Genomic DNA, 22,046 nt, shown 5'->3' on the forward strand with positions numbered 1-22,046 from the left:
CCTGGCTGCGTTGCCGAAACATCCACAGACGACCCACGGTGTTGAATGAGGAGCGCGAGGATGCTCCGGCGCCTTGCCAGGCCCGCCGCTTGGCCGATTCGCTGTGCCGTACCCGACAATTGCGGCAATCCGCCGCTGATATTGCGTGACGTTAGACCCCAAAATGGGATCAGACGCCCTCTCAGGCCCGCCCTGGCCCCTGGGCGTCAACCCGTGGTTGCCTAGGCAGCCAGCCTCGCTCGCACAACCAGCCCTGTTCCGACGCGCGGGAAGCCGCGCTGCAAATACCGGAACGGGGCTGTTCCGTACCTCGCCACGCCTCCGTAAAGCAGGCCCTTCGGCTGAAGCAGGCGCGCGGACGCGCCGGTGCGCTGCTCCATCGACGCCTCGGGCGCCGCGGCGAGCTTGCGCTTGCCGACCGCGTTGCGCGCCGTTTCGAGCAGGTAGCCCAGCGGCATCCCGTACTCGCGCGACTCGATCTGGCTGAATCCGGCCTTCTCCAACAGCGCGGCGAGATCCGTCGCCTCGTAGCGGCGGAAATGCCCGGCCAGTACGTCGTGCGCCGCATAACGGCTCTGGTGCGCCGGCACGGACAGCAGAAGCCAGCCGCCCGGACGTACCCGCTGCGCCCACGAGTCGAGCGCCCCGGCGTCATCCTCGATGTGCTCAAGTACCTCGAAGGCGCAGACCAGATCGAACTGCGTAGCCGGTTCGAGTCCATCCGTGAGCATGTTGCGCACCTCGCCGCGGCCGCCCAGTGCAATGCGCTGACTGGCCACCGCGAAAGACTCAGGGCTCGGTTCCAGGCCGAGGTAGTTGTACTGCGCGGCGAGCCGGACGCCGACCGCGCCCATGCCGCAGCCGATCTCCAGCACATCCGTGACACCAGCGGGGATCATGCGCCGGATCAGGTCGTAACGCAGCCATGCGTTCGCCGCGAGCGGGGCGAGCTGGTCCATCGATGGCCGGCGTTCGGCGCCGGAGGCGGCACCCGGTGTCTGCGGACCCTGCTCGGTCATGCCCAGCCTTTCGTCACGTCTCGTCCCGTCGGGTTCGTATGTCTATCAGGTCGCCGCGCGTTTGCGCGCGGGCAGTTCGTCGAGCCGTTTGATCAGCGGCGTGACGATCTGCTCGGCGGAGAAGGCGCTGAGCGCGAGCCGGCGCGCGGCCGCTTTGGCCCGGTCCAGCTCAGCGCGGTCCGCGGCCAAGCGCGACAGCGCCTCGGCGAGCGCGTCGGCGTCGCCGGGCGGCACGAAGAGCGCGGCGTCGCCGAGCAGGCGGCGCTGTGGGGCGGTGTCCGAGGTGACGATCGCGCAGCCGGCCGCCGCGCCCTGGAAGACCTTGTTGGGCACGACACGCAGCGCCTTGGCGCCGGTGCCGAAGATGCCCAGGCACACGTCGTGCTGCGCGACCAGAGCCGCGAGCTCGTCGCTGGCCACCCAGTCCAGCCAGCGCACCGCGGTGTTCGGCGCGGCTGCGCGGCGGGTCTCCGGGCCGTCCTGGCCCTTGCCGACCATAGTGGTCTCGATCGGCGCTGCGGCCAGCAGAGCGAGGGCGCGGCCGATGACCGGCGTGCCCTGGAGCGGGGTGTAGAGACCGAAAAAGAGCACGCGAAGGGGTGGCTGGCCGTCCGTGTCGCTGCTGACCGCGACATCTGGAGCCGCGACATCTGCGGCGGCGTCGAACCAGGCTTGCGGCGCGCCGACCGCAACCACCACCGCCCGGTCCCGGTGCTCGGGAGGCAATGCGTTGAAGTGCTCCTCGGTGTCCACGACGATCAAGTCAGCCGACCGCAGCGCGCCGGAGTCGATCGCACGCAGCAGGACCTGCCGGATCCCACCGGACAGCTGCCGGTCGCGGGCCGTGTCGCTGGCGCCGATGAGGTGATCGAGCACGATCGGGGTACGCCGGAACAGACGCCTGGCCAACCGAACATCGAAATGCCCCAGGTAGCCGACCACGACCAGGTCCGGGCGGGCTTGCCGTCGGGCGGTGCGCGCGAGCGTCAGCCAGCGCCGGGCGAGTGTGCCCAGCAGTACCGGAACCCGCCACGGCTGCGCGAGGATGGCGACGCGAGCGGCCGTGTCCAGGCCGAGCGGGGCGTTGCACTCCTGCACCTCGTGGCCGTGCGCGCGAAGGCCGTCGGCGATGATGGCGACCCGGGGATGCGCCTTGGCGTCGTAGGTGCCGAAGACCGTCACTCGCATGGGAACAGACAATAGTGGGGTGCGACCCGACCGCCGCGTCCCCCACCCCGACTCGGTATGCCAGTCGGGTGCGGCCACTAGGCTCGCCTCGTGGAAGACCGGACGACGAGCGTGACAGAACCGATCGAAACGACCGCGGCGGCTGACGGCGCCGGCCGTGCGACCGCAGACGCCACCGCCCGCAGGTCGCCGATGGCTCGCGCCAAGGTGCTGCTCGGCAGCACGGCTGTACGCGTCGGATTCGTCCTGCTCGCCGTCGCACTCGGCGGCTACGCCATCGCGGACGAGTGGTCGCAGGTACGCGCCGGTATCGCGGGATTGGGCCCGGTCGTGGTCGCCGGGGCTTTCGGCCTGGTGCTGGCCTCGCTGCTCGCCTCGATGCTGGAGTGGCGCGCGCTGCTGACCGCCGCCGGGTCGAGGGTTCCGCTCGCGCCCGCGGCGCGGATCTTCTTCGTCGGGCAGGTCGGCAAGTATTTGCCAGGCGCGGTCTGGCCGGTGCTGGCGCAGATGGAACTCGGGCAGGCGCAACGGATCCCGCGGCGGCGTTCCGCCACCGTGGCCGTGATCACGATCCTGGTGTCCTTGGCCGCGGGCCTCATCGTCGCGGCGATCTGCACTGTGGCCGGGCTGACCGGTTCGACCACGGCGGGCTACGGCTGGGCCTTCGTCGCCGCGCCGGTGCTGCTGGTCGCGCTGCACCCGAGAGTGCTCAATCCGGCGATCGACCGGTTGCTGAGACTGGCTCGCCGGCCCGTGCAGGAGGTGCCGCTCTCCGGCCGCGCGGTCATCTCGGCGACACTGTGGGCGGTGCTGTACTGGGTGCTCAACGGCCTGAGCGTGTGGCTGCTCGCGGTGCGGCTTGGGGCTCCGGACGGGCGCACCTTCCTGCTCGCCACCGGCGGTTTCGCGTTCGCCTGGTGCGCGGGCTTCCTGGTGGTGTTGGCGCCCGCGGGCGCGGGCGTGCGCGAAGTGGTGCTGGTCGCCTCGCTCTCGCCGGTGCTCGGCGGAGGCAAGGCGATCTCCGTCGCCCTGGTCTCGCGGCTGCTGACCACGGTCGGCGATCTGCTCGCGGCCGGGCTGGCCGGATGGCTCGGTCGCGGCCGCCGAAATGCTTCCGAGGCCGCCGCGAACTGAGCGCCGGCAGACTGAAGCCGACGGCAGCGCACCGGCAACCGCGCACTCAGCAGGCGAGTACTTCCGCCTCGACCAGTTGCCTCAGCTGCTCACGGCGGCGCTCCAACTCCTTGAGCTGCGCGGCCCACGCGGCGTACGCGCGCCGCCGCCACCGGCGCGGGCGGGTCGCCAGCCAGGAGTCCATGGCGACCTGCCAGCACACCTCCTCGACCGCGGCCCGCAACAGCGTCGGGGACTTGACCACCATCGCGGCCGGGATCCGCGCGCCGATCGACTCGAAGCGCAGGTTCCAGCCTTCGCGCCGCGCCTGCCGTGTGCCGCGTCCAGGAACGCCGCGCCCGAGAACACCACGCCGCAAAACACCGCGCCGCTGCGGTTGCGGGCCCAGGTCGGTGTCTTCCGAGTCCATGTTCGCCTCCTGACGCCGGGTCGCTCCGCGAGAGAGGAGCTTGCCCCCTTCACGGTGGCGCCTGCTGCGGGGTTCACCGCGCCGTCGTTTCCACGCCCCTCTTCCGACGGGCACCGGCCTCAATTAGCGTGCCAGTGTTCGAATCCACAGGACGGCTTCGCCGCAGTGCGGCGGTCGGGCGAGACGTCGCGAGGAGCAGGCGGTGGACGAAGAGCCGGGGCGTGCGGGGCAAGAGGCTGTCCGAGTGGCGGTCGTGGACGACCACGAGATCGTTCGGCGCGGGGTCAGGGACCTGATCGACTCCACGGCCGGCCTGGTTTTCGCCGGGGAGGCGGACAGCGCGGCCGCGGCGGTGCGGCTCCTGCCCGCGCTGCGGCCGCGCGTGGCCATCCTCGATGTGCGCCTGCCGGATGGCGACGGCGTCGCGCTGTGCCGCGAACTGCGCTCCCGGATGCCGGAGCTAGCGTGCCTGATGCTGACTTCCTACAGTGACGACGACGCCCTGTTCGAGGCCGTGATGGCGGGCGCGTCCGGCTATCTGCTCAAGCAGGTGCGCGGTAACGACCTGATCCGAGCGGTACGTGCAGTCGCATCCGGCGAGTCGATCCTCGATCCTGCGTCTACGACGCGCATGCTCGACCGGCTGCGTACTGCGGTTCCTCGCGACGGCGGACCCGAGCGGGAGCTGTCGGCGCGCGAGTACCACCTGCTCGACCTGATCGGCCAGGGCCTGACGAATCGGCAGATCGCTGATCGAACCGGTCTGACCGAGAAGACCGTTAAGAATTATGTGTCGCGTCTCCTGCAGAAGCTGGGCATGGCGCGGCGCGCGCAGATCGCGGCATTCGCGACGGAGCGGCGTCTGCTCCGCGAAGGGGGAGAGCGATGGCGGCCTGGGTGAGGAATGTGCTTCGCGGCAGCGGCGCGCGCCGGGGCGGTACAGCGGCGGTGGCTGACGCGATGGTCGGCCGAGACGCGCGGGCCGGGGTGCGTGCGGCATGGAGCTGAGCCGGCGCGAGTGCCTGATGTTGCTCTCGACCCGTCCGTTCGGCCGCATCGTCTACACCGCCTCGGGACTGCCCGCGGTCGTCCCGGTCAACTATCTGGTGGAACCGGCCGAGTGGGACGAGGACGTGCTGGTGTGCGCGGTGCGGGCCGATTGGCTGCTCGCCTCGATCGACCACGCCGTGGTGGGCCTGCAGGCCGACGAGCTGAACCGGGGGATGGACGGGGGCTGGTGGGTCACCGTGGTGGGCCGGGCGGAACCGGTCGAGGACCGCGACGAGGCCGCGGCGCTGCGGGCCGACCCGCGATGGCCGAGGATCATCGGCGACAGCGAGGCGGTCGTGCGGCTGCGCGCCGGGCTGACCTCGGGCCGCCAGTTCAGCGCAGCGGGACCTGCCAGCTGATCCGGGTTCCGGTGCCGAGCCCGCTGCCGCCTCGATGCACCGGCTCGACCGTGAGCGCGCCGGAGAACTGCTCGGCCCGGCGGGCCAGATTCGCCAGGCCGCTGCGCCGCAGCGAGGCGGGCGGCCCGAGGCCGTCGTCCACGATCTCGATCGTCACCCGGTCGCCCACCGCGATGTCCACCTCGACCCGGCGGGCCTGCGCATGCCTGGCCACATTCGCCAGTGCCTCGCGCAGGACCGCGATGACGTTCTCCGCTACCGGAGGTGGTACGTCCGTGTCGATCAGGCCCTCCATCCGCAGCGCCGCGGAGAAGCCGAGTACCTGGCGCGCCGCGTCGACCTCCTGGATGATCCGGTGCCGCAGCGGCGAGCCGGCCCGCGCCGCGCCCTGAACCTGCAGCGCGAAGATGGTGGAACGGATCTGCCGGATAGTGTCGTCGAGTTCGTCGATGCTCTGGCTGACCCGCTCGACCACGTCGGCACGCTGCGCCCGATTGCGCGCGCCCTCCAAGGCGAGACAGACGCCGAACAACCGCTGTACCACCAGGTCGTGCAGGTCGCGGGCGATTCGTTCGCGGTCCTGGTAAACCTGGACCCTCTCGTCGTCCAGACGGCGATCGGCCAGGTCCAGCAGTTGCGCTGCCTGTCGGCTCAGCTCAGCCGCCGCGGCGCGGATCATGGGCTCGAATCCGGCGCGCCCGTCCCGGCGGCAGATCCCGAGCACGCCGCGCACCGCGCCTTCCGCGCGCATGGGTAGCAGCAGCGCCGGGCCGACTCCCAACTCGGCGAAACGATCCGCGACGATGCCCGCACCGGCCCCGCCCCCGATCTCGCCTGCCGCGGAGTCGGCCTCGGCGCCGGAGAAGATCGCGGCCTGCCCGGTGCGCAACACCTCGCCGGTCGCCGAGCCCTCTCGCACCGAAAGCAGACCCCTGACGAGTTCGGCGCGATGGCCTACCGCCACCTCAAGGATCTGGTGCACGCCGTCCTCGTCGGGCAGCGTGACGGTCACCAGGTCCGCGTCCGCCAGTTCGCGTGCCCGCTCGGCCAGGGCGGCCAGCGCGACCGACCGCGGTTCCCCGCCCAGCAGACCTCCGGCCAGCCCGCCGATCGCAGCCAGCCGCTTGCGCTCCAGTTCCGCTTGTTCGCGCTCGCTAGCGTGTCCGAGTGCCAGCCCGGCGGCCCGGGCCAGGGTGCCGGCCGCGATCTCGTCCTGCGTGGTGAAGCGGGAGCCGTCGGCCTTGTCGGCCAGGTACAGCTGCGCGTAGACACTCGGGCCCACCGGAATCGGCGTGTCGAGCGAGGTGGTTTCCAAGGCGTGCGCGGGCCGCTCGCCGACCGCTCCGTGCCGGGCGCTGGTGAGGATCATCGCCTTCTCGACGGTTCGGCGCAGCGCGACCTCGGGTTCCGGCTCCCCGGCCACCGCGAGGACGGCGTCGGCGAGCGAACACCCTTTTGCCGGCTCGGCCGGCGGCGCGGGCTGCGCGCTGCGCTCGGCGGGCTCTCTTCGGCGGCTCGGCGGACCATCGTGTGGGTATGGCTTCATTTCGAGCTCCGATTCCGCCCCCGAAGGCCGGAGCGCCCTCCGGCCCCTGGTCGGCGGCACGGTATCCACGCCGCCGGGTGCTGCTCCTCAGCACGATAGCGGACGCTGAGTTCGCATTCTTACACCAAGGCCCCTGCTCCGGAAGGGGTGTCGGGCACGCGCCAGGACGAGGGCGGACGGCTCGCGGTGAGCCGTCCGCCCTCGCAGCGCTCTGCGGCGTTCGTCGCTGCTTTGCCGGGTCTTACCGGGTCTTACCGAGGCTCAAGCCCAGCAGCCCAGGTAGCGATCCGACGTCACATAACCGTGATCGGCGGCGATCCGATGGTGGTAGCACCCTGCGTTAATGAAGGGTGTCGCCTGAGCGGAGAGAGCGTAGTAGTCCTCTGCGTCGGAGCCGTCCGCCTGTACGGTCGCACCGCTGTCGTCGCGCTGCAAAATGCCCTTCGCGGTGACGCGGTCATCGACCTTGGTGGTGGTGAACCAGTCATCGCCGCGGGATACCTGCGTCGTCGCGATCCTGGACACGTCGGCGCTGCCCTGCACCAGGAAACCGGAACCGGTCGAGCTCGGCTGGTAAACACTCGTGACGTTGATCGGATACGACCACGAGTCGCGGGTGCCGTTCGCGTGGCGCTCGGACGTGCTCACCTGTGTGTAGCCGTTGTCCTTCTGCACGATGGCTTGCGCGAACCCGGCCTGGGTGACCGTGTCCGTGTTCGAGTACGCCATGTGCTGGCGCACGGTGGTGACCACGCGGCCACGCGAGGTGTTTACGTACCCGGACACGGTCCAGTCGCGCGACGCGGTCGTCGTGATGACGTCCTTGTCAGTGCTCGGAGTCGTCCACGAGGAGGAAAGCGCCGGCTCGGCCGAGATCGTGTCGGAGAGCAGGCCGCCGCCGGTGTGCGCGGCGCGCTGATCGGTGTTGAGGAAGAGCGAGCCGTCCATGGTCCACACGTCGCTGATACCGGTGGGCGGCAGCAAGGTGATCTGGTGCGGCTGCCCGTCCGAGAGCAGCCCGGCGAACGGCGTCAGGTCGATCGCGTAGGGCTGGGTGCGCAGCGAGTCGACGCTCATGATCGGCCGCCACATCAGTGGGCTGATGCCGCCGCTGTAGATCGCCGGGAACGGCTGCGCGACCCCGGCGAGCTTCCCGTCCACCTCGACGCGCACTTCGCGGTACGGTCCGCCGCCGCACAGCCCGTAGCTCGGGTGCGCCTGGTTGTAGGCATCGGGGGCGTTCGTGTACCAGAACTCTTCGCAGCCGCCACCGCGTGCGAAGACCTCCAGCGTCGCGCCGGAGAGGTTGCGCGGGAAGGTCACCGTCTGCGTCGCGCTCTGCCCGGCGGTCAGCGACCACCAGCCGGCCGAGGTGGTGCCGCCCTGGCTGACCGGGACCACCTCGTCGGCGGTCGCCGCGGCCGGATTCCTGCGGTCGGCCTGGTAGTAGGTGACCGTCAGGGTCATGTGATAGATGCCGGTGTACGTGTCGTTGACGATGTTCCCGAGGTCGACGACCAGCGGTTGCGGGGTGCGCAGCAGCGGGATGTAGCGGGAGAGGTCCGCGTCCACGTGCCAGGAGATGCCCGCCGGATCCGGCTCGGGGGTGCTGGTGCGAAACACCTCGGCGCCGCCGATCCAGACCCCGGCCAGCCGGTCGTACTGGCGTCCCGCGACGCTGCCGCTCCAGTCCAGCACCACCTTCGACCACGGGCCGGGGCAGGCGCTCGGCGGGGTGAGCGTGCCGACGAACGGCTGGCCGTAGCTGTTGGCGAAGTCATGCTGCATGGCGGTGACCGCGCAGTGCGGGGTGGCCGGGCGGCTGATCGGTGGCAGCGCGGAGACCGGGTTCTGGTAGTTGACCTCGACCGGGGCGGTGGCTGCGGCCGCGGATCCGGGAAGCCCGGTGATCAGCGCGGCGGCGATGATCGTGAGTATCGCACCGGCGTGCGACAATCGTCGGGTTATTCGCATGTGAACAACACGTCCTCATGGTTGGACGGGTGCTGGACGATCGACACTGCTTGTGTCGACGCTGCTTGTGGCAGGGACCGGATAAGCCTGTCCGCTCGGCGGGGCGTGCGCAATACCGAAAGAAGAACGGTGCATCGTGCGCGTAGACGTCCATCAGCATCTTTGGACCCCCGGGTTCATCGAAGCGCTGCGGGCGCGTACGGCCCCGCCGCACCTTTCCGGGGACGGCTGGACGCTGCACCTCGACGGCGAGCCGGATTTCCGCGTCGACCCGCGCGATCACGATCTGGCCCTTCGGCTGCGATTGAACCGCGCCGACCGGCTTGACCTGGCGCTGATCTCCCTATCCAGCCCTCTCGGCATCGAGCAACTGCCCGCCGCCGAAGCCGCGCCGCTGCTGGAGGCCTACCACCGCGATGCGCTGGCGCTGCCTGACGGGTTCGGCGTGTGGGCGGCGGCCTGTGTCACCGATACCGACGAGGCCGATCTGCTGCACCGGCTGGACGCGGGCTGCGTCGGTCTTCAGTTGCCCGCCACCGTGCTGGTCGATGCGGCGGGATACGCGCACTGCGAGCCGCTGCTGCGTGCGTTGGAGGAACGCGAAAAGCCGCTGTTCATCCACGCGGGCCGCGCCGCCGCGCCGGGAGCGCCGCCGTGGTGGGCCGCGAACGTTGATTACGTGCAGCAGATGCACGCCGCGTATTACGCCTTCGCGGCTTTCGGGCGGCCCGCGCACCCAACCCTCAAGGTCTGCTTCGCCATGCTGTGCGGTCTCGCGCCGCTGCACCGGGAACGAGCCGCGTCGCGCGGCGGGCCTGACTTGGCCGCCGATCCGCGCGTGTGGTTCGAGACCTCGTCATACGGACCGGCCGCGGTGGCTGCGCTCGGCGCCGCGCTGGACGCGGCAGGTGGCGGAGATACGTCACTGGAAGCGGGATTCGGTCAGCAGCGCGCAATCGGTGCGCAATCCGCCTCGATCGCCCGCTCGCGGATCGTGCTCGGCTCGGACCGCCCTTACGCGGCGCCGGTGGACCTCGCCGATGAGGCGGCCGCTGATGCGGCGGCCGCCGAGTTGCTGGGCTCCTTCACCGCCGCCCAGCAACCGGTCACGGATGCATCGTGAGGCAGGCGGTCTGATTCATCGTGGTGTCGGTGACGCACATGTTGTCGCCGTTGGCCAGCCACACACCGCCGCCGGACGCCCAGCTGATCGTCATGTAGTGGTTGCTGGGGTGGCCCCATATGGTGACCACGCCCTCGGTGTCCCAGAGCTTGAGCCAGTCGCTGTCCGGGCCGTCCGTCTCGCCGGTAGCCGACTGCATGTTCAGGCCGGTGCCGACCACGGTGATGCAGACGTGCGCGCCGTTCCAGTAGTTGTAGGTGTGGCAGCCGGTGCCTGTAAACGGCCGGACCAGCTGCGGGCGCACAGAACTGGCCGAACTAGAGGTAGAACTCTGAGGGGCGCCCGAACCGGCGGTCGTACTCGCGGCCGCCGCGCCCGCGGACCCGATCAGCGTGCATAGCATCGCCGCCACCAGCACCAGGAGCGCGGGTCGCCTGCTGAACCGCCGCCGCGCCCTCCGATCACCCATCGCGCCCCGCATCATGCGTCCCTTCGCCACCTTGTTAAAGCTCTGCCATCCGCCGAACAGGGCGGGGCAGAGCCGGTCGATACGCAAGGGTACGTGGACGCCCGCGTGGGCTCTAGGTGCGGGGAGCGATCGGCCGGTTCCCGCCAGCGTCGCCGCATAACGCGATCAGGTCCCTGATATAACGACGGAGACCGGCCGCGGCCTGACGATACGCCAGACCGCGGCCGGTCTCAGGTCTCAGCGGCTGCGGTTAGACCAAGCCCTCGGACTTGAGCCACGCGGTGGCCACCGCGGCCGGGTCCTGCTTCTGCACCTGGGTCTTCACGTCCAGGTCGAGCAGCGTCTTGCTGTCCAGCTTCGCGTCCACCGCGTTGAGCGCGTCGACACCGGTGGAGCTCAGCGCCGACTTGTTCACCAGCGGCAGCACGTTCTGCAGGCCGAAGATGTTCTTCGGGTCGCTCAGCGTCACCAGGCCGTTCTGGGTGATCGTGGGGTCGGTGGTGAACAGGTCGCCGGCGTCCACCGCGTTCTGCGACAGCGCGGTCTCGGTCAGCGTGCCGCCGGCGTCCAGCGACTTGAAGGTGATCTGCGAGGCCTTGAGCCCGTACGCCTGCTCGAGCCCGAGGATGCCCTGGTAGCGGGTCTGGAACTCGGCCGCCGCGCCGATCGAGACGTTGGCGCCCTTGAGCGCCGTGACGAAGTCGGCGATCGAGGAACTGGTGGTCATGCTGTACTTCGCCGCGGCCTGCTTGCTCAGCGTCAGAGTGTCGTTGTCCTGGGCCTGCGCCGGCTGCAGCACCTCGAGGTTCGGCGCGAGCTCGCTCGCGATCGCCGAGTCCACCTGGTCGGTCGAGGTCTGCGGCGTGGTCTTCTTGGCCAGGCTGTCCAGGTAGGCCAGCAGCGCGCCGTTGTACTCCGGCTTGAGCGTGATCGTGCCGCTCTTGAGCAGGCCGTAGGTCACCTCGCGGCTGGCGATGTTCAGCTTGTAGCTGACCTTGTAGCCCTTGGCGGCCAGCGCCTGACCGTAGATGTCCGCGAGCAGCACGCTCTCGAGGAAGTTGTCCGAGCCCACCACGATCGAACCGCTGGCCTGCCCGGCCCCGCCGCTCAACGGGTTCGAGGAGTTGCTCTTGCTACTACTGCTGCCGCACCCGGCCAGAAACGCACCGGTCAGCACGGCAGCGCAGGCGGCGGCGGTAACCCGCCGGTCAATCCAGGAAATCACGCTGGCTCCTTGGTCGCAGGAATCCACGCCCGGCCCCGTGCCCGCGTGGAAAACTCATTCGGTTCCCGCTGGCAATCCAACCGAGCCGATCGACGGGCCGTCAACCGACGATCGATCACCGATAGGTATCGCTTGGGGTGTTCATCCGGCCCCACCTCGTGGCTGTTGATGCCGCGGAAACATTCGCCCAGTGACCGGATGGCGACAAAAGGGCACCGCATTCGATACTGTGCTGCCGGTTCGGGTCTGAAGTCTGATCATCAGTGTCGTGGCCGCCAATTGCACCCAAATGGCCCAGGCACCGGGGAGGCGGCACAGTGGCTGTGCGCAGTGGGCAGGAACTGGGACGTCCGGCACACAGCCGCAAGTCGGGCCGGCGTCTGGACCGGATCCCGTTCCGCCGCAAGCTCGACGCACTCGTCGCCCTGCCCGCCGTGGCCATCGTGGGCCTACTCAGCCCACTGGTGATCCAGCAGGTGAACGCCGCGCGCACCTGGGAGAGCGCGGCCTCTTACATGAGCACCACCGAGCAGGTCAGTATGTTGATCGACGACCTGGGCGTGGAGCAGGAGGACGCGCTCGGCGTCATCGGCAGCATCCAGCTGGTCGACCTGTCCGCCTTCGACCGCGCCGCGCAGGCCACCGACCTTCAGCAGCAGGCCGTGCTCGCCACCTATGGCCAGAACCCGCCGACCGCGATGCGCGCGGCGCTCGACGAGATCAACGCCCTGACCCTGGAGCGGCAGGGAGTACATCAGGGCAATATCAACGGCACCATCCTGCTGCAGGCGTACACCGGCGCCATGCGCGACCTGAGCGACGCCATGGGCCTGGCCCAGCAGGCCGCCGACGGCAACCCGGCCGCGGTCCCCGAGGCCGAACTCGACATCCTCTTCCAGGCCGACCTGGCCGCCACCGACCACGAGGCGGCGCTCGTCGAGATCGCGGACGACCCGGACCAGGCCCCGACCCAGTACCCGCTGGCCGAGCAGTTCGGCGGCATCGCCACCTCACAGGGGCAGCGGCTCCAGCAGTTCATCCCGCCGGCCGACTACTCGCTGTACAACGCGATCCAAGGCAACGAGCAGCAGGGTGTCATCGACCAGTTCGAGGCCGCCGCCTCCAGCGCGTTCATCTCCGGCAGCCGGCAGACGATCAACGAGCTGACCGGCTACGCGCGCCAGGTCACCGACGCGGCGCTCTCCCAGGGCCAGGCGCGCACGGTGATGGAGGCCGGCATCACCCGGCAGGTCGTCGCGCGGGCCGCGCACAGCGCCTCGGTCGCGGCCTGGACCGCGATCGGCCTGGTGGTGCTCGCCATCCTGCTGCTGATCGCGCTGATCGTCTTCAGCGTGCTGATCCGGCACTCGATCGCCCGCCCGGTACTGCGGCTGACCCGCGCGGCCACCCGCATCGCCACCGTCGCCGAGCAGGACCTCGAGCGGGTCGCCGAGGACGATCCGGAGCACCACGACGAGGCGCCCGAACTCGAGCACGTCGCGGTGGCCACCCGGGATGAGATCGGCGACCTGGCCGAGTCCTTCAACCGGCTGCAGGAGACCGCGGTGCGGGTCCTCGAGCGGCAGGTGCTGGTACGGCGCAACACCGCCGAGATGTTCGGCAACGTCGGGCGGCGCATCTACAACCTGACCGGCCGCCAGCTCGCCCTGATCGACGCGATGGAGCGCAGCGAGACCGACCCGGTGCTGCTCGAGCGGCTCTACCGGATCGACCACCTCGCGGTGCGCCTGCAGCGCGGCGCGGACAGTCTGATGCTCCTTTCCGGTGAGCGTGAGCCCGCCCTGGACGCGACTCCGATGCGGCTGACCGACGTGGTGCGCTCCGCGATCGGCCGGATCGAGGGCTACCAGCGGGTCGTGCTCGGCGCCGAGGGCGACTCGATGGTCACCCCGTCCGCGCTCGGCGACCTGACCCTCATGGTCGCTGAGCTGGTCGAGAACGCGGTGGCCTTCTCCCCGACCTCCAGCACCGTGGACGTGGCGGTGCGCAGCGCCTCGCGCGGCGCGGTCGTCGAGATCGTCGACCACGGCGTGGGGATGACGACGCAGCGTCTTATGCACGAGAATGAACTGCTGGTCCGGCGTGAGCGGCTGGACCTGGCGCCCACCAAGGTGCTCGGCCTGTTCGTGGTCGGGCGGCTGGCCCAGCGCACCGGCGCTGCGGTCACGCTGGCCCAGACCGCGGGCGGCGGACTGACCGCCCGGATCACCGTCCCGGACGACCTCCTGCTCGGCCCGGTGGAACTGGCGCAGCGCGCGGCCGGCGGCTCGGCGGCCCCCGCGCCGCGGACCGTGCCCACCCCGCCGATGCCGGAGCCGCGCCGGGAGTCGGCCTCCGCGGTGCCGGCCGGCCTGCCGCAGCGCGCGAACGGCCGGGAACGTGAGGGCTCGATGGCCCAGCGGCCGCCCACGCTGCCGCGCCGGGTCCGCGGTGCCCGCTCCCCGCAGCCCGCGCAGGGCGGCGGCGCACGGCAGGGTGTGTCGCTGGCACCGGCGGCGCAGCTGGACGCGGAGGCGGCGCGCGCGGCGATCGAGGAGTTCGAGGCAGGGGTGGACCAGGCGCTGCGCGACAGCGCCGCGGGCCTGGCGCTGCGGCCACAGGGAGAGACGCGCTCCGTGCCGCCGCCCGGGGATATCGACGAGGAGAAGGGAGAGAGGCTGTGACCGCCTCCACCACAGACGCCGACGGTCTTCGAGCCGCGGCGGCCGATTTCACCTGGATGGTCAGCCGCTTCGCCGCGGAGACCGCCGGAGTGGTCGACGCGATAGCCGTCTCCTCGGACGGACTGCTCATAGCCGTGTCCCGTCCCGGCGACCAGGCCGACTCCGAGCGCCTCGCCGCGATCGTCTCCGGCATCACCAGTCTCGCCGCCGGCGCCGCGGGCAACTACGGTCTCGGCGCGCTCAACAAGGTGATCATCGACATGGCCGGCGGCCATCTGCTGGTCTCCTCCATCGGCAGCGGCTCGGTGCTCGGCGTGGTGGCCTCCAAGGACGCCAAGCTCGGCAACGTGGCCTACGAGATGACGCTGTTCGCCAACCGGGTCGGCGCGATCCTGAGCCCCGCGCTGATCGTCGAGTTGAAAAACACCGTCGGCGCCGCCGGAGCGACGGGGTGACCAGGCAGGGCGGACGGCCCGACCCGGCGAGGCGCCAGGAGGCGGACCCCGTCGGGTCGACGCACGGCGCCGAGCGCGCCTCGGCCGTCCGGCCGTTCATGGTCACCGAGGGCCGGGTCGCCGCCGAGGCCGGGCTGCCCGTGGAGACACAAGTCGTGGCGACTGTCGAAGGGCTGGGGCAGCTCGGCGCCCTGGCCTTCGAGCGGCGCGCCATCGTCGAGGTGTGCGGTACCCCGCTGTCCCTCGCCGAGGTGGCGGTCAAGCTGCGCCTGCATCTGAACGTAGTCCGCGTGCTCGCGGGAGACCTGCGGGCCAGTCGGCTGCTCGCGGTGCACGTGCCCCGCTCCGGCACCTCTTCAGACATCGACGTACTTCGAAGGGTTATCGATGGGCTCCGCGCCATCCCCACTTCCGTCGGCTCACGAGACGCCGACTGACCTGGCGCCGGCCGTCCGGCCGCCACTGCCGGTCAAGATGGTCGTCGCGGGCGGCTTCGGCGTCGGCAAGACCACCGCGGTCGCCGCGGTCTCCGAGATCGAGCCGCTGACCACCGAGGCGTCGATCACCGAGGTCGCCGCGGGCATCGACGACGTCTCGCTGACCCCGAACAAGACCACCACGACGGTGGCCATGGACTTCGGCTGCCTCACCCTCGACCCGACGCTCAAGCTCTACCTGTTCGGCACCCCGGGACAGGACCGCTTCGGCTTCATGTGGGACGACGTCACCGAGGGCGCGCTGGGGGCGCTGGTGGTCGTGGACAGCCGCCGCCTGGACGACTGCTTCCCGGCCGTGGACTACTTCGAGCGCAAGGGGATGCCGTTCGCGGTCGCGGTCAACACCTTCGACGGCGATCTGACGCACCCGCTCGACGCGGTACGCGAGGCGCTGGACGTCGCCGACGAGGTGCCGGTGCTGTGCTTCGACGCCCGTGACCAGGGCTCGGTGCGAGACTCGCTGGTCATCGTGCTCGAACACGCGCTCGCGCGAGCAGTCGCAGCAGCCTGATAGCACTCGGCGCCGGGCTGATCACGCTGACGGTGCGAAGACTTCACGGCCCCCGGCGATGACCGGGGGCCGTTTGCTTGAGCGCTCGTAGACGCTGCTTATCGATTCCGGCGCAGGCCCGGCGAGACCGCGAGCCGGGTGATCACCGAGAACAGGATGAGCGTGGCGACCGAGAGCAGCACGACCAGGAACCCGCCGCCGACGACTTGGTAGTACTGGTACTGGGAAAGGCCGTCCACGACGTACCGGCCGAGTCCGCCGAAGGAGATCACGGCGGCGATCGTCGTGGTCGCGACCACCTGCACCGCCGCCGTTCGCAGACCACTGAGGATCAGCGGCAGCGCCGAGGGGATCTCCACCCGGAACAGCACCTGCAGCGGCCGCATGCCCATGCCGCGCGCCGCGTCTACCACGGAGCGCTCCACCGCGCGCAGGCCCTCGTGCGTCGTCAGCAGGATCGGCGGGACGGCCAGCGCTACCAACGGGATGAGCGCGGCGTTGAAGTTGAACACCCCGATCTTCACCGCGAGCAGCACGATCAGGCCCAGGCTCGGCATGGCCCGGCCGACCGCCGCCAGCGCCGCGATGGGCCCGTCGCCGCGCCCGATGTGACCGGTCAGCAGGGCCAGCGGCAGCCCGATCGCGGCCGCGCACAGGAACGCGATCAGCGAGTACCAGCAGTGCTCGGAGATCCGCTGCCAGATGCCGTCGTACCCGCTCTGGAATCGCGGGTCGGAGAAGAACTGGCGAAGAAAGTCGATCATGCCCGCGCACTCCTGCGGTCGGCCCACGGGGTCATCAGGCGTTGCGCCAGGCGCAACAGCACGTCGCACAGCAGCGCCAGCACCACAAGGCTGAACAGGCCGAGCCACACCAGCGACAGGTTGAACGAGCGCAGGCCGGTGGTGAACAGCTGGCCGAAGCCGCCGAGGTTGCCGATGACCGCCCCGATGCTCATGAGGCTGATGCTGGAGACGGTGGCCACCCGCACGGCCGCCATGATGGTCGGCGCGGCGATCGGCAGCTCCACCTGGAAGTAGCGGCGCGCGGGGCCGTAGCCCATCGCGTCGGCGGCGAGCTTGACCTCAGGGGGCACGGTGCGGATGCCGTCCACGACGCCGGGCACCAGGATGCACAGGCTGTAGAGCGCGAGCGCGATGAACAGCGTGGTGTCGGTGATCCCGGTGTAGTCGATCAGGAAGACGAACAGCGCCAGCGACGGGATCGAGTAGGCAACCGTCACCAGGCCGAGGACCGGCGGGTAGAGCAGCCGCCAGCGGGCGCAAGCCTGGCCGATCGGCAGCGATACCAGCAGCCCGCCGAGCGTCGCGCCGAGCGAGACCTCCAACTGCTCGCCGAGCAGGCCGAGATAGGAGTGCTGAACGTAGCTGGGCAGGTCGAAGACGCTGGCCGCGATCATCGGGCCTGCTCCAGCGGCGCCTCATCGCTCGGTGGTGCCTCGGACCCGGCCGAGTCGGCGGCGCTGGGCTCGTCGGCCTCGGCCGCCGTCCCGCTATCCGGCGACGCGTCGGCCGCCGCGGCCTTCTCGTCGGCCCGCTCCCGCTCGGTGCTGGACTGGGCGTGCGCCGCGCGGATCGCGGAGCCGATCGATTCCTGGCTGATCACGCCGAGGACCTGGCCGTTGCCGTCCGTGCCGACCGCCCAGCCGGTGGGGGAGAGGACCGCCGCGTCGAGGGCCGCGCGCAGCGAGTCGGAGCCCGGGACGAAGGCGTGCCCGTACCCGATCAGCCGTGCGTTGCCGATGGGACCCTGATCCGGCAGCGCAGCCGGGTTGGCCCAGCCCAGCGGCCGCCGGTCGGCGTCCACGATGAGCAGCCACGGCGTTCCGGCAGACAGCGCCGCGTCGCGCGCCGAGGGCGCGGGAGTGTCCGCCGCAACGACAGGCCCCTCTTGCAGGCTCAGGCCGGCGCTCGGATAGAAGGTCAGCCGGCGGATGCCGCGGTCCCGGCCGAGGAACTGCTCGACGAAGTCGTCCGCGGGCTCGGCCAGCAGCCGGTCCGGGGAGGCGAACTGCGCGAGCACGCCGCCCTCGCGCAGCACCGCGATCTTGTCGCCGAGTTTGATCGCCTCATCGATGTCGTGCGTGACGAACAGGATGGTCTTGGCGACCTCGCCCTGGATGCGCAGGAACTCCTCCTGCAGGCCCTTGCGCACGATCGGGTCGACCGCGGAGAACGGCTCGTCCATCAGCAGTACCGGCGGATCCGCGGCCAGCGCCCTGGCCACGCCCACGCGCTGCTGCTGGCCGCCCGACAGCTGGTAGGGGTAGCGCTTGGCCAGCGCCGGGTCCAGCCCGACCAGTTCCATCAGCTCATGCGCCCGGTTTCGCGCGGTACGCCGGTCGGTGCCGAGCAGCCGGGGCACCGTGGTGATGTTGTCCACGATGGTGCGGTGCGGAAACAGTCCGGCGTGCTGAATGACGTAGCCGATCGAGCGGCGCAGTTCGGCGGCCGGCCGGGCGCGCACATCGGTCCCGTCGATCGCGATGCGGCCCTCGGTCGGCTCGATCAGCCGGTTGACCATCCGCAGCGAGGTGGTCTTCCCACAGCCGGAGGGGCCGACCAGAACGGTGATCGCGCCGTCCGGAGCGGTGAAGCTCAGCTCGTTCACCGCGACGGTGCCGTCCGGATACCTTTTCGTCACCCGCTCGAAGGATATCAAGGTGCTCCTAACCAGGGCGGCCTGAGAAGCCTCAATAGTTGTCTGGTGCCATCTGCGCTGTCAACCTGCGACAAGACCCGTGGAGCAGCGGCGCGGCGCCGATATGCCGCGCGGCACGCCGATCGTCGCAAAGGTCGCGAACTGACGGGGCGTGGGATATCAATGTGCAGTATGGAACTCGCCGCCTCGCATCGTCGCCCGCTGCCCCGCTCCGAGCTCGTGGGACCCGTGGATCCGCGGGAGCGCATCCAGGTGAGCCTGTACCTGCGGCGTCGGCAAAATCTGCCCGCCGAGGTCTCGGCCGGCCTGCGCAGGCTGACCCGGGAGGAACTGCGCACCCAGTACGGCGCGGACCTCGACGATGTGGAGCATGTCCGGGAAACCCTGGCCCGGCACGGGATCGACGTGATCGACGCGGATCCCGGAGCGCGCCGGATCGTGGCGGAGGGCGCCGTGTCAGCGTTCGGCGACGCATTCGGCACCTCCGTTTCGCTCGTGCGCAGCCCACATCCGCTCTCCCCGGATGGAGTAGTGCACCGCTACCGCACCGGACAGCTGAACCTGCCTAACGCGCTCTCCGGAGTGGTGACCGCGGTCCTCGGCATCGACAACCGCCCGCAGGCCCGCGCGTATTTCCGGTTCGCGCCCGCGGCGGCGCCGGCCACCTCGTACTCGGCGGTCCAGGTCGGCGCGGCGTACGACTTCCCGACACAGTACGACGGCTCCGGCCAGACCCTCGCGATCATCGAACTCGGCGGCGGCTACGCGCAAAGCGACCTTGACACCTACTTCGGCGGACTCGGGTTGAGCACGCCCTCGGTCACCGCGGTGCCGGTGGACGGCGGCTCGAACAGCCCGACCGGCGACCCGAACAGCGCGGACGGCGAGGTGCTGCTGGACATCGAGGTCGCCGGGGCCTTGGCACCGGGCGCGGCCCAGGTCGTCTACTTCGCGCCGAACACCGATCAGGGCTTCGTCGACGCGGTGACCGCCGCCGCGCACGCCACCCCGACCCCGGCGGCGATCTCGATCAGCTGGGGCGGGCCGGAGGACTCCTGGACCGCGCAGGCCCGCGACGCGCTCGACCAGGCCTGCGCGGACGCGATCGCGCTCGGAGCCACCGTGCTGGCCGCCTCCGGGGACAACGGCTCGAGCGACAACGAGACGGATGGCGCGCCGCACTGCGATTTCCCGGCCTCCAGCCCGCACGTGCTCGGCTGCGGCGGCACCCGGCTGGCCCTCACCGGCTCGGGCGCGATCAGCGCCGAGACCGTGTGGAACGACGGCGCCAGCGGCGGAGCGACCGGCGGCGGTGTCTCGACCTCCTTCACCACGCCGAGTTGGCAGGCGAACGCGGGAGTCCCGGCGTCCGGCCGCGGCGTGCCCGACGTCGCCGGCAATGCCGACCCGCAGACCGGTTATCAGATTTATGTCGATGGCCAGTCCGGGGTCGTCGGCGGGACCAGCGCGGTAGCGCCGCTATGGGCCGCGCTGGTGTGCCGGCTCGCGCAGCGCGGCGGCAAGCCGCTGGGCCTGCTACAACCGACGCTGTACGCCAACATCGCGCCGGGCGTCGCGCAGCAGGGCTTCCGGGATGTGACCGAGGGCAGCAACGGCGCGTACCGGGCCGGCCCCGGCTGGGACGCGTGCACCGGCCTCGGCTCGCCGGACGGGACCGCGCTCAGCTCGTTGTTCTGACGTTTCCACGCCACACACAGGTTAATCCGATGCACCGTCAGGTTTGCCGCCGTTAGTCTTCGAATATGCGCGAACTGGTGGTCTTGGGCACTGCGAGCCAGGTCCCGACGCGTGCCCGCAACCACAACGGCTACTTCCTGCGCTGGGACGACCAGGGCTTCCTGTTCGATCCCGGCGAGGGAACGCAGCGGCAGATGACGCTCGCGGGCGTTTCCGTGCACGACATCACCCGCATCTGCGTCACGCACTTTCACGGCGACCATTGCTTCGGCCTGCCCGGCGTGCTCTCCCGGATAGCGCTCGACGGCGTGGAGCACCTGGTGCACTGCCACTACCCCGCCTCCGGCCGTGAGTCCTTCGCGCGGCTGCGCTGGCTGTACCCCGACTACGCGGACAAGGTGCTGCGCGAGGAGCCGGCAGAGGAGCCGGTGCAGGGGGAGCGCGCTGTTCTCGCCGACGAGCGGTTTGGCCGGCTGACCGCCGCACGCCTCGACCACGGCATCGACGCGTACGGCTACCGGCTGACCGAGCCGGACGTGCGCCGCATCGTGCCCGATCGTCTCGCCGCGGCCGGGCTCAGCGGGCCGGTGGTCGGCGAGCTGCAACTGCGCGGTGTATTGGAGCACGAGGGGCGCACGATCACGCTTGAGGAGATCAGTGTGCTGCGTCCGGGGCAGTCGGTAGCGTTCGTGATGGACACGCGCCTGTGCGAGGGCGTCTACGAACTCGCCCAAGGCGTCGACATGCTGATCATCGAGTCGACCTTCCTGACCGCCGACGCGAAGCTCGCGGCCGACTACGGGCACCTGACGGCCGCTCAGGCGGCGCAGGTGGCGACCGAGTGCGGGGCGCGCTCGCTGGTGCTCACCCACTTCTCCCGGCGCTACCGGGATCCGGTGGCGTTCTATCGGGAGGCACGCGAGCACTACAGCGGCGAGCTGCGCGTCGCCGAAGACCTGATGCGCGTTCCGGTGCCGAAGCGGCGCGACTGACCGGCGCTCGCGCCGCTGACTCAGGACACTAGGGCGTGTTTTGAAACTAGCGTCGGATAAGGCCGCGGCGCCTGGCGCGTGCGATCGCAAGGCGGCGGAGCGTCCTCATACCGGGTTGTCTGTGGGCGCTTCGCCAACGCAGCGAGCGTGCGTGGCAGGCGTCGCGGCCCCGGCGATAGTTTCAAAACACGCCCTAGTGCCAGTTGCTGATCTGGACATCGTTCGGCGCGGGCTCGCCCTTGCCGGTCTCGAGCAGCCGCTTCAGGCTCATCAGGAAGGTCGCCCACTTCGTGCTGCAGTGGTACATGAACTCCACCGGCTCGCTCCAGCCCTCGTGCCGGAACAGCACGATCGTGTAGCCGTCCTCCTGCTTGAGGTCGAAGCGGACCCGCGTGCCGACCCACTCGGCCGGCCCTTCGACGACCTGCCAGAGCACGAGCTCGCCGGGCCTGGCCTCGAGCACCTTCATGTCGAAGCCGCCGACCGGGAAGCGGAACCGCAGCACGCCGCCGACCTCGCCCTCGCCGTCAGTGTCCTGAGTCCACCACGCCGCCAGCCCGTCGACCGTGGTCAGCGCCGCGTAGACCTCGTCGGGAGACGAGACGACGCCGATTCTGTGCAGGATGTCCACCATCTCGGTGCCTCTTTCTCGGGTGATAGTGATGGGTCAGTTTGGTGCGGTCAGCCGTGGCGCGCTCAGCGCTCTTGGCCGCGCTGGATGGCCTCGGCGATCCGCTTGATCCGCTGTAGCCGGGCGTCCCAGGTGGCGCCGACGGCCGACAGTTGCGCGACCGCGCGGGCGAGTTGGGCTTCGTCGACCTCGTACAGACGCTCGCGGCCGGAAGGAGTCACGTGGACCAATCCGACCCGGTCGAGCACCGCGAGGTGTTTGGCGACGGCCTGGCGGGTGACGGGCAGCTGATCGCTGAGCGTCGTCGCCGTGCCGCCGCCGTGCGACAGCAGCAGGTCGAGCATTCGGCGGCGCATCGGATCGCCCACCGCGGACCAGAGCTCGTCGTCTATGGCGTTCA

General features: G+C 70.5%; 22 protein-coding genes. 10 read left to right on the plus strand and 12 right to left on the minus strand.

All coding sequences use genetic code 11. The features are described from left to right. Positions 1-221 precede the first annotated feature (221 nt). Together VN779_RS18340 and VN779_RS18345 are read right to left on the minus strand one after the other, a co-directional pair. On the minus strand, positions 222-1,019 hold the full coding sequence (locus VN779_RS18340) for a class I SAM-dependent methyltransferase (protein WP_325724936.1): 798 nt from the start codon (positions 1,017-1,019) through the stop codon (positions 222-224). 45 nt (positions 1,020-1,064) lie between these two features. Next, on the minus strand, positions 1,065-2,207 hold the full coding sequence (locus VN779_RS18345; protein WP_325724938.1) for a glycosyltransferase family 4 protein: 1,143 nt from the start codon (positions 2,205-2,207) through the stop codon (positions 1,065-1,067). Between the two features lie 90 nt (positions 2,208-2,297). On the opposite strand from VN779_RS18345, the gene VN779_RS18350 reads away from it, so the two are divergent. Beyond that, on the plus strand, positions 2,298-3,341 hold the full coding sequence (locus VN779_RS18350; RefSeq protein WP_325724940.1) for a lysylphosphatidylglycerol synthase transmembrane domain-containing protein: 1,044 nt from the start codon (positions 2,298-2,300) through the stop codon (positions 3,339-3,341). Positions 3,342-3,387: 46 nt separating this feature from the next. On the opposite strand, the gene VN779_RS18355 is transcribed toward VN779_RS18350, so the two are convergent. Next, the gene (locus VN779_RS18355; protein ID WP_325724941.1) at positions 3,388-3,750 is read right to left on the minus strand and encodes a hypothetical protein; all 363 of its coding nucleotides are present in this window, start codon (positions 3,748-3,750) and stop codon (positions 3,388-3,390) included. Between the two features lie 202 nt (positions 3,751-3,952). Here VN779_RS18355 and VN779_RS18360 point away from each other — a divergent pair, with 202 nt between their 5' ends. After that, positions 3,953-4,651, plus strand: coding sequence for a response regulator transcription factor (locus tag VN779_RS18360; protein ID WP_325724943.1), 699 nt, complete (start codon positions 3,953-3,955; stop codon positions 4,649-4,651). A gap of 97 nt (positions 4,652-4,748) precedes the next feature. Beyond that, on the plus strand, positions 4,749-5,159 hold the full coding sequence (locus VN779_RS18365) for a pyridoxamine 5'-phosphate oxidase family protein (protein ID WP_325724945.1): 411 nt from the start codon (positions 4,749-4,751) through the stop codon (positions 5,157-5,159). Here the strand turns inward: VN779_RS18365 and VN779_RS18370 are convergent. Further along, positions 5,134-6,705, minus strand: a complete 1,572-nt coding sequence (locus tag VN779_RS18370; protein ID WP_325724947.1) for a GAF domain-containing sensor histidine kinase — start codon at positions 6,703-6,705, stop codon at positions 5,134-5,136. The two genes, VN779_RS18365 and VN779_RS18370, sit on opposite strands and share 26 nt — an antisense overlap. Positions 6,706-6,966: 261 nt before the next feature. Beyond that, positions 6,967-8,679, minus strand: coding sequence for a peptide-N4-asparagine amidase (locus VN779_RS18375; RefSeq protein ID WP_325724949.1), 1,713 nt, complete (start codon positions 8,677-8,679; stop codon positions 6,967-6,969). Between the two features lie 133 nt (positions 8,680-8,812). Between VN779_RS18375 and VN779_RS18380 the strand changes: the two genes are divergently transcribed. Further along, a complete protein-coding gene (locus VN779_RS18380; RefSeq protein WP_349260844.1) occupies positions 8,813-9,802 on the plus strand; it encodes an amidohydrolase in 990 nt (329 codons plus the stop codon). Here the strand turns inward: VN779_RS18380 and VN779_RS18385 are convergent. Together VN779_RS18385 and VN779_RS18390 are read right to left on the minus strand one after the other, a co-directional pair. Continuing rightward, on the minus strand, positions 9,786-10,301 hold the full coding sequence (locus VN779_RS18385) for a hypothetical protein (RefSeq protein WP_325724953.1): 516 nt from the start codon (positions 10,299-10,301) through the stop codon (positions 9,786-9,788). The two genes, VN779_RS18380 and VN779_RS18385, sit on opposite strands and share 17 nt — an antisense overlap. A 220-nt stretch (positions 10,302-10,521) precedes the next feature. Continuing rightward, positions 10,522-11,496: an ABC transporter substrate-binding protein gene (locus VN779_RS18390; RefSeq protein ID WP_325724954.1), complete on the minus strand. Its 975-nt coding sequence runs from the start codon at positions 11,494-11,496 to the stop codon at positions 10,522-10,524. Positions 11,497-11,813: 317 nt separating this feature from the next. On the opposite strand from VN779_RS18390, the gene VN779_RS18395 reads away from it, so the two are divergent. The 4 genes from VN779_RS18395 to VN779_RS18410 are packed head-to-tail and all read left to right on the plus strand — an operon-like array spanning position 11,814 to position 15,643. Further along, positions 11,814-14,180 carry a sensor histidine kinase gene (locus VN779_RS18395; protein WP_325724956.1) on the plus strand — a complete coding sequence of 789 codons (2,367 nt, stop codon included), beginning with the start codon at positions 11,814-11,816 and terminating at the stop codon, positions 14,178-14,180. 56 nt (positions 14,181-14,236) lie between these two features. Then, entirely contained in the window at positions 14,237-14,635 is a 399-nt protein-coding gene (locus VN779_RS18400) for a roadblock/LC7 domain-containing protein (protein ID WP_349260845.1), read from the plus strand. Beyond that, complete coding sequence (locus VN779_RS18405; RefSeq protein WP_325724960.1) at positions 14,632-15,072, plus strand: DUF742 domain-containing protein; 441 nt, start codon at positions 14,632-14,634, stop codon at positions 15,070-15,072. The genes VN779_RS18400 and VN779_RS18405 overlap by 4 nt, the downstream gene beginning before the upstream one ends. Then, positions 15,023-15,643, plus strand: a complete 621-nt coding sequence (locus VN779_RS18410; protein WP_349260842.1) for a GTP-binding protein — start codon at positions 15,023-15,025, stop codon at positions 15,641-15,643. Before VN779_RS18405 ends, VN779_RS18410 begins: the two co-directional genes overlap by 50 nt. A gap of 98 nt (positions 15,644-15,741) precedes the next feature. On the opposite strand, the gene VN779_RS18415 is transcribed toward VN779_RS18410, so the two are convergent. The 3 genes from VN779_RS18415 to VN779_RS18425 are packed head-to-tail and all read right to left on the minus strand — an operon-like array spanning position 15,742 to position 18,325. Beyond that, complete coding sequence (locus VN779_RS18415) at positions 15,742-16,407, minus strand: ABC transporter permease (protein WP_325724962.1); 666 nt, start codon at positions 16,405-16,407, stop codon at positions 15,742-15,744. Further along, positions 16,404-17,063, minus strand: coding sequence for an ABC transporter permease (locus tag VN779_RS18420; RefSeq protein ID WP_325724964.1), 660 nt, complete (start codon positions 17,061-17,063; stop codon positions 16,404-16,406). The genes VN779_RS18415 and VN779_RS18420 overlap by 4 nt, the downstream gene beginning before the upstream one ends. Continuing rightward, positions 17,060-18,325: an ABC transporter ATP-binding protein gene (locus VN779_RS18425; protein WP_349260843.1), complete on the minus strand. Its 1,266-nt coding sequence runs from the start codon at positions 18,323-18,325 to the stop codon at positions 17,060-17,062. Before VN779_RS18425 ends, VN779_RS18420 begins: the two co-directional genes overlap by 4 nt. Positions 18,326-18,487: 162 nt before the next feature. On the opposite strand from VN779_RS18425, the gene VN779_RS18430 reads away from it, so the two are divergent. Together VN779_RS18430 and VN779_RS18435 are read left to right on the plus strand one after the other, a co-directional pair. Further along, a complete protein-coding gene (locus VN779_RS18430) occupies positions 18,488-20,023 on the plus strand; it encodes a S53 family peptidase (protein ID WP_414639710.1) in 1,536 nt (511 codons plus the stop codon). A gap of 65 nt (positions 20,024-20,088) precedes the next feature. Continuing rightward, the gene (locus tag VN779_RS18435; RefSeq protein WP_325724970.1) at positions 20,089-21,015 is read left to right on the plus strand and encodes a ribonuclease Z; all 927 of its coding nucleotides are present in this window, start codon (positions 20,089-20,091) and stop codon (positions 21,013-21,015) included. A 193-nt stretch (positions 21,016-21,208) separates the two neighbouring features. Here the strand turns inward: VN779_RS18435 and VN779_RS18440 are convergent, their stop codons facing one another. Both VN779_RS18440 and VN779_RS18445 read right to left on the minus strand, forming a co-directional pair. Further along, a complete protein-coding gene (locus VN779_RS18440; RefSeq protein ID WP_325724972.1) occupies positions 21,209-21,649 on the minus strand; it encodes an SRPBCC domain-containing protein in 441 nt (146 codons plus the stop codon). 62 nt (positions 21,650-21,711) lie between these two features. Continuing rightward, complete coding sequence (locus VN779_RS18445) at positions 21,712-22,002, minus strand: helix-turn-helix domain-containing protein (protein ID WP_349260846.1); 291 nt, start codon at positions 22,000-22,002, stop codon at positions 21,712-21,714. Between the last annotated feature and the right edge of the window lie 44 nt (positions 22,003-22,046).

It is taken from the genome of Actinocrinis sp., from assembly GCF_035605935.1.
In the GTDB taxonomy this organism is placed as follows: domain Bacteria; phylum Actinomycetota; class Actinomycetes; order Streptomycetales; family Catenulisporaceae; genus Actinocrinis.